A 5,944-nucleotide genomic window follows, 5' to 3' on the forward strand; every position below is an offset into this window, starting at 1 on the left:
TTTCCAGGGTGGCGTGAGACCAAGACCCAAGGCGAATATTTGTTCGGCAAGCATGGCAATCCTCCTGAGGGAGGGCTATCCAAACTGGGCGAGGTCGGTCAATTCCACATTAAACGTCGAAGAACCATTTTAAAGAGAAGCATCAGCACCATTACCCTTTTCATGGCAGTGTCTTTCCTCTTTCGCGTTTTGACGATCACGTTATTTGGTTTTACCGATCCATGGACGCACAGATTTTTCCCAACAGAACTCGCAACATTTCTTTTGGGAAGCGTTGCTTACAAAATGTCATCGCGCCCTAAAAACAAAGAAAAAAACATACTGTTCCAATACATTTCGTTTGCCAGCATTATATTTTTCTTATTAACATTCAGATTTATACCTTTGGATGACGAATTAAAAAAAATTGCATTTATATTACTTCTTTCACTCACCATTGGCGACATCTTCTTCATAACAAAGAACTCAAAGATAGACACCATCACAGGACATTTATCTTATCCAATCTATGTTTCACATATTTTCGTTACAGAATACTTACTACAAAAATTACACTTACCCATACCTAACGGGAGATTCTTGAATACGCTCTTTGTGTATTCTGCTGTCTTACTGTTTTCCGCTGTTTTATATTTCACACTAGAAAAACCTATGAACGCCTTCAGGCGTAGATTTAAAAATCGCTAATCTACACACACTTATGACACGTAAAAAGCATCTACCTCCACGACAAAACGAGGTGCATCTACAAATTCCTTCCAACTTCATTATGCTTATTCCCTTCTCAGAATAATTGCATATGACGGTAATTAGCTCAGACACCTGCCCCCCCGCACCAGTTGCGAACCGTGCCGCAAACCTGATACATGCCACACCGCGAGGAATCGTTCGGGCGGCATGCGCCGACCGGGAAGATTTCCGCACAGGCCGCGCGCTTTCTCCAAAAGCCGACGGCCCTCGCCCACACCTTCCGGCGGCCGCCCAGGCCGTCGCCGCGCGGCGTCCGCCGCGCCTCTGCCAAGGAGCACACCACCTATGTGCGGCATCATCGGATACGCCGGTCATCGTCCCGCCGTTCCCCTCATCATAGAAGGCCTGCGCCGCCTCGAATACCGGGGCTACGATTCGGCGGGGGTCGCCTTTGTCCAGAACCGCGAACTCATCACCGTGCGCGCCGAGGGCAAGCTTTCCGCCCTTGACGAAAAGCTGGCGTCCTGCCCCAACACCGTGGCCACCACGGGCATGGGGCACACCCGCTGGGCCACCCACGGCATTCCCGTGGAACGCAACGCCCACCCGCACAAGGCCAACGACGGCGGCCTCGCCATCGTGCACAACGGCATCATCGAGAACTACGCGGAACTGAAGGCCGACCTTGCCGCCAAGGGCTACGTCTTCCACTCCGAAACCGACACCGAAGTGCTTGCCAACCTCATTTCCGAGGGCCGCAAGCACAACGCCACCATGCTCGACGCCTTTGCCTGGGCGCTGCGCCAGGCCCACGGGGCCTACGCCGTTGCCCTGACCACCCCCGAAGAGCCGGAAGTGCTCTACGCCGCGCGCCTGTCCGCCCCGCTGATCCTGGGCGTGGGCACAGGCGAGAACTTCGTGGCGTCGGACATCCCTGCCTTCCTGCCCTACACCCGCGACGTGGTGTTCCTGGAAGACGGCGAGCTTGTGCGCATAGACGCCAACGCATGGAAGGTCATGCGCATCGCCGACCTTTCGCCGGTGGAAAAGGCCGTCAACCACATCCAGTGGGACATGCAGGCGGCCCAGAAGGGCGGCTACAAGCACTTCATGCTCAAGGAAATCTTCGAGCAGCCCAAGGTCATCACCGACTGCCTGGCGGGCCGCGTGGACTGGAACCGCATGGAAGTCACCCTGCCGGAACTGGCCGCGCTGCCGGTGCCCAGGCGGCTGCACATCGTGGCCTGCGGCACCTCGTACCATGCGGGCATGTGGGGCAAGCACCTGCTGGAAAGCTGGGCCCGCGTGCCGGTGAACGTGGAAATCGCCTCGGAATTCCGCTACCGCGACATCATCCTGGACCCGGCGGACATGGTGCTGGTCATCAGCCAGTCGGGCGAAACGGCGGACACCCTTGCCGCCCTGCGCATAGCGCGGGAGCACGGGGTGAAGGTGGCGGGCCTGTGCAACGTGGTGGGTTCGTCCATCGCGCGCGAGGCGGACGCGGTCATCTACACCCAGGCCGGGCCGGAAATCAGCGTGGCCTCCACCAAGGCCATGTGCAGCCAGATGGTGCTGCTGACCCTGATGGCCCTGCACTGGGGCCGCAACACTGGCGCCCTTTCCGAAACAGTGCGCGCCAACGTGCTGCAAACCCTCAAAAAGCTGCCCGGCCAGCTGGAAACCGTACTGCCCGCCATGCGCGACGAGGCGCAGGCGCTGGCCCGCACCTACTCCAAGGCCAAGAGCTTCTTCTACCTGGGGCGCGGCCACTGCTTCCCGCTGGCGCTGGAAGGCGCCCTGAAGCTGAAGGAAATCTCATACATCCACGCAGAAGGTTACGCATCCGGCGAGATGAAGCACGGCCCCATCGCGCTCATCGACCCGGACTTTCCCACTTTTGCCCTGGCCCTCAACGACGAGTTGTTCCCCAAGGTGAAGTCCAACATCGAGGAAGTGCAGGCCCGGCGCGGCAAGATAATTGCCCTGACCAACCCCGGCGTGGAACTGAAGGTGGACCACCCCTGGTCCATCCCCGACGCCTGGGGCCCCATGGCCGCCTTCCTTGTGCTGCCCGCCCTGCAACTGTTCAGCTACGAGGCCGCCGACTACCTCGGCAAGGACGTGGACCAGCCGCGCAACCTCGCCAAGAGCGTGACGGTGGAATAACGCATACTGCGGGTCTATAGATTCATCGGCGCATCAACATGTCATGCCCCCCCACAACCTCCTCGGTACAGTGGGGGGGCATTTTGCTCATGACAAACATGGGCATTTTATAATTTTCAACAGCACGGCCCATAACAATGACTTCAGATCTCGACATCATCACGCATCTAGGCACGGATATCCTCTCGTACTATCATGACTCCATAGAGTTCTCCACAGCAAGACCAGATTACTCCTGCCAGTGCCTTAGAAAGGCAGCCGAATTATTATCAGAAAAAATCTCACGGCATGCTGGAATAAAATTCAAAAAGACAAATCTTGAGTACCGCATTGAGTTTCTCTTTCAACAAAATGTAATCGATAATGAAACAAGAATACATTTTCATGAATTGCGAAAAATATGCAACGCAGGAGTGCATATTTCAACATCAATTCAAGACTATAATTTTGACAATCACGTATTGAGCTCTGCAGACATAACGAACAAACAAGTTACTGCCACACAAAATGCAATAGAGCATTTCATGCATGTATCAATATTCATATTGAACAAAATAAACCCGGACATAGACATAAAAAATTACACCATAACGACTTCAGAAAACCAAAAAAATAAAGATATATTATATAATGCATGCATAAAACACGACTTTGAACCAAAGCTCAAGGCTGGATTGATATACCAATCAATGGCCGACAACATGTGCCGCATAGACTATAGTGAAAATTCAGAGTATTCATACACAAAAAAAGGATTGATATGTAGCGAAGACGAACATCGACACTTTACATATCTCTATGAATTGGCCGCAGAAAGCTTTGACGCGGCATGTCACATCAGCGCATGGTCCAAACACAAGCAACGCAATGACTACTTTCTTATCGAAAGAGACGAGGCTTCAATTCAATGCTGCTGCGACATAGAGCCTCTATACAGATACGGCGCATTAACTGCAGAAGGAAGACTCGGCGAAGAAAAGGCAAACCTCGGCATGCAACGCCTCAGACGCGCTGCAGAGCGTGGTCACATTGAAGCTGCGGCCATGTATGGCGCCGTATCATACAATCGGGACGACTACGACTCTGCGTACAAATACCTTACGCAAGCTGCCTGCAACGACGACGTCCTCTCCCTTCGATTCCTGTATTTGTATTTCAGCGAAGGAAAGGCCACCAAACCATCGCCAGACAAAGCGAAGGAATGCATACTCCGCGCCATTGAACTAGGATGCCCCGAAGCTTTGGCATATTGGGGAATAGCTCATTTCAAGGGCACCATAGCTCCAAAATCGAAGAGCACAGGAAATGAGCTTCTCAAAGAAGCAGAATCCCGTGGCAGTACGACAGCAGCGCAGCATTATTTCGAGAAAAAATTCAAGCCAAAACTTCAATCGCTATTAGTGAACACTGCCAAAGAAATCAAAAGCATTTTCCCAAATGAAATCCCTGCCGCAGGCTCGAAAAAAACAGGAAGGAACAGCCCGTGCCCCTGCGGATCAGGTAAAAAATATAAAAAGTGCTGTTTCATGCACGACATTCATCACGAATAGCCGCCATTTACCTTTGGCGACAGCCCACCTTCACCACACCATCTACACGGCACAGCCCACAGCCACCACAACAAGCAAAAAGTGCTTTTTCGTATCGCTACGAATGCACACAGACAGCAATCAACACCCAGCGGTGCCACATTCAAAGAGTCGTTGCCATCACAAACGCCATGGCACAAAGTCGTTGATATCTTTTCATTTGGCGCAGCCCCCCCTGCGGAAAATGCCCACCTGCCGCGGGGGAGGGTCGGAAAATCACAGGTCTCTCGAAGACAGCCAAGCCGCCTTGTACCCCGCCGCCGCTTCCCACGCCGGGGGTATCCCCACAAGCGCCTTTGCTTGACCAGCAAACAACCCGGCACTCCCGCATCATCCAGCTCCCGTGCCGCGGACACACTTCCCGCCCATCGCGTACCCTGCAGCAAAGGGGATACATGCTTGCATCGCGCCGCGTCTTCCCAGGGGGGATCCGGTCGGTGGTGGCGACCATCGGCGAGGTCAACCAGCGCATGCCCGGTCATGCCTGGACCGCGTGTGCCGGTGAACTGGCCGCGCCGGTGCAAACCCTGATGCCGCACTGATCTTTTGCGGGGCATTCCCGCTCGGAAAGAATGGGGTGCACCCGCCCGTCATCTTTCCCTGAACGGAAAAAGCCCCCGCGCGAGCGGGGGCTTTTCGTCATTTCATGAAGGTGCAAGACCATGATTGCGCTACCGGACCGCACCGCCGCCCTTGGGGGCGATTTCCGCCGCCACCTCTGCGTACATGGTCAGGGCCACCATGGCGAAGGTAAGCAGCAGCGGCCCGTACAACAGCCCCAGAATGCCGAACATGTTCAGCCCGCCCAGAATGGCCAGGAACAGGTAGAGCATGGGGATGCCCGCGCCCTCCTTCATGAACCACGCGCGCAGCAGGCCGTCGGAACTGGAGACCAGCACCGCGCACCACCCCAGCAGAAACACCGCCCGCCACGACTCGCCCGAAAGGTACAGGTAGGCCGTGGCCGGGGCCCAGATCAGCGCGGTGCCCACCACGGGAATCATGGCCGCGAAGGACATGGCGAAGCCCCAGAACAGGGCAGGCAGACCCACCAGGGCAAAGCCCACCGCGCCGATGACGCCCTGGAACACGGCCACAAGCACCCCGCCCATGAACACGGAGCGGGCCACCCCGCGCAGGGCCGTCAGCAGGCGGTCCTCCTGCGCGTGAGCCAGCGGCGAGACGCGCTTGACGAAGGCCATCATCTGCCGCCCGTCGCGCAGCAGAAAATACAGGATGAACAGCATCAGCAGAAAATGCCCGAACAGGTACACGGCGTTGCCCACCCCGGCGGTAATGCCGTGCAGCACGGTCTCCCCGGCCTGGCGGGCCGCGCCCAGCAGGGTGCCGCGCAGGCTGGCCGGGTCGAAGTCGGCCAGGTCCGGGGCGTCGATGCCGAAATCGGCCAGGGTCCGGGTAACCCACACCGAAAGCTCGTGCAGCCGGGCCAGACCCAGTTCCACCGGCGCGGGCAGGGAACCCGCCGCAGCGGCGGC

The 5,944-nt window shown here is 56.1% G+C and carries 4 protein-coding genes; 3 read left to right on the forward strand and 1 reads right to left on the reverse strand.

Features of this window, described 5'->3' with window-relative positions; all coding sequences use genetic code 11:
* From FVW20_RS05820 to FVW20_RS19660, 3 genes are all read left to right on the forward strand, one after another.
* A partial coding sequence (locus tag FVW20_RS05820) for an acyltransferase family protein (RefSeq protein ID WP_372434968.1) occupies positions 1–687 on the forward strand: 687 nt, incomplete at its 5' end.
* 348 nt (positions 688–1,035) lie between these two features.
* A complete protein-coding gene (gene glmS, locus FVW20_RS05825; protein WP_196608689.1) occupies positions 1,036–2,859 on the forward strand; it encodes a glutamine--fructose-6-phosphate transaminase (isomerizing) in 1,824 nt (607 codons plus the stop codon).
* A 137-nt stretch (positions 2,860–2,996) separates the two neighbouring features.
* A complete protein-coding gene (locus FVW20_RS19660) occupies positions 2,997–4,409 on the forward strand; it encodes an SEC-C metal-binding domain-containing protein (RefSeq protein WP_231038905.1) in 1,413 nt (470 codons plus the stop codon).
* Between the two features lie 710 nt (positions 4,410–5,119).
* On the opposite strand, the gene FVW20_RS05835 is transcribed toward FVW20_RS19660, so the two are convergent.
* On the reverse strand, positions 5,120–5,944 hold an 825-nt coding region (locus tag FVW20_RS05835), incomplete at its 5' end, for an AI-2E family transporter (protein WP_196608690.1).

Source organism: Nitratidesulfovibrio oxamicus, from assembly GCF_015731765.1.
Classification (GTDB): Bacteria; Desulfobacterota; Desulfovibrionia; order Desulfovibrionales; family Desulfovibrionaceae; genus Cupidesulfovibrio; species Cupidesulfovibrio oxamicus.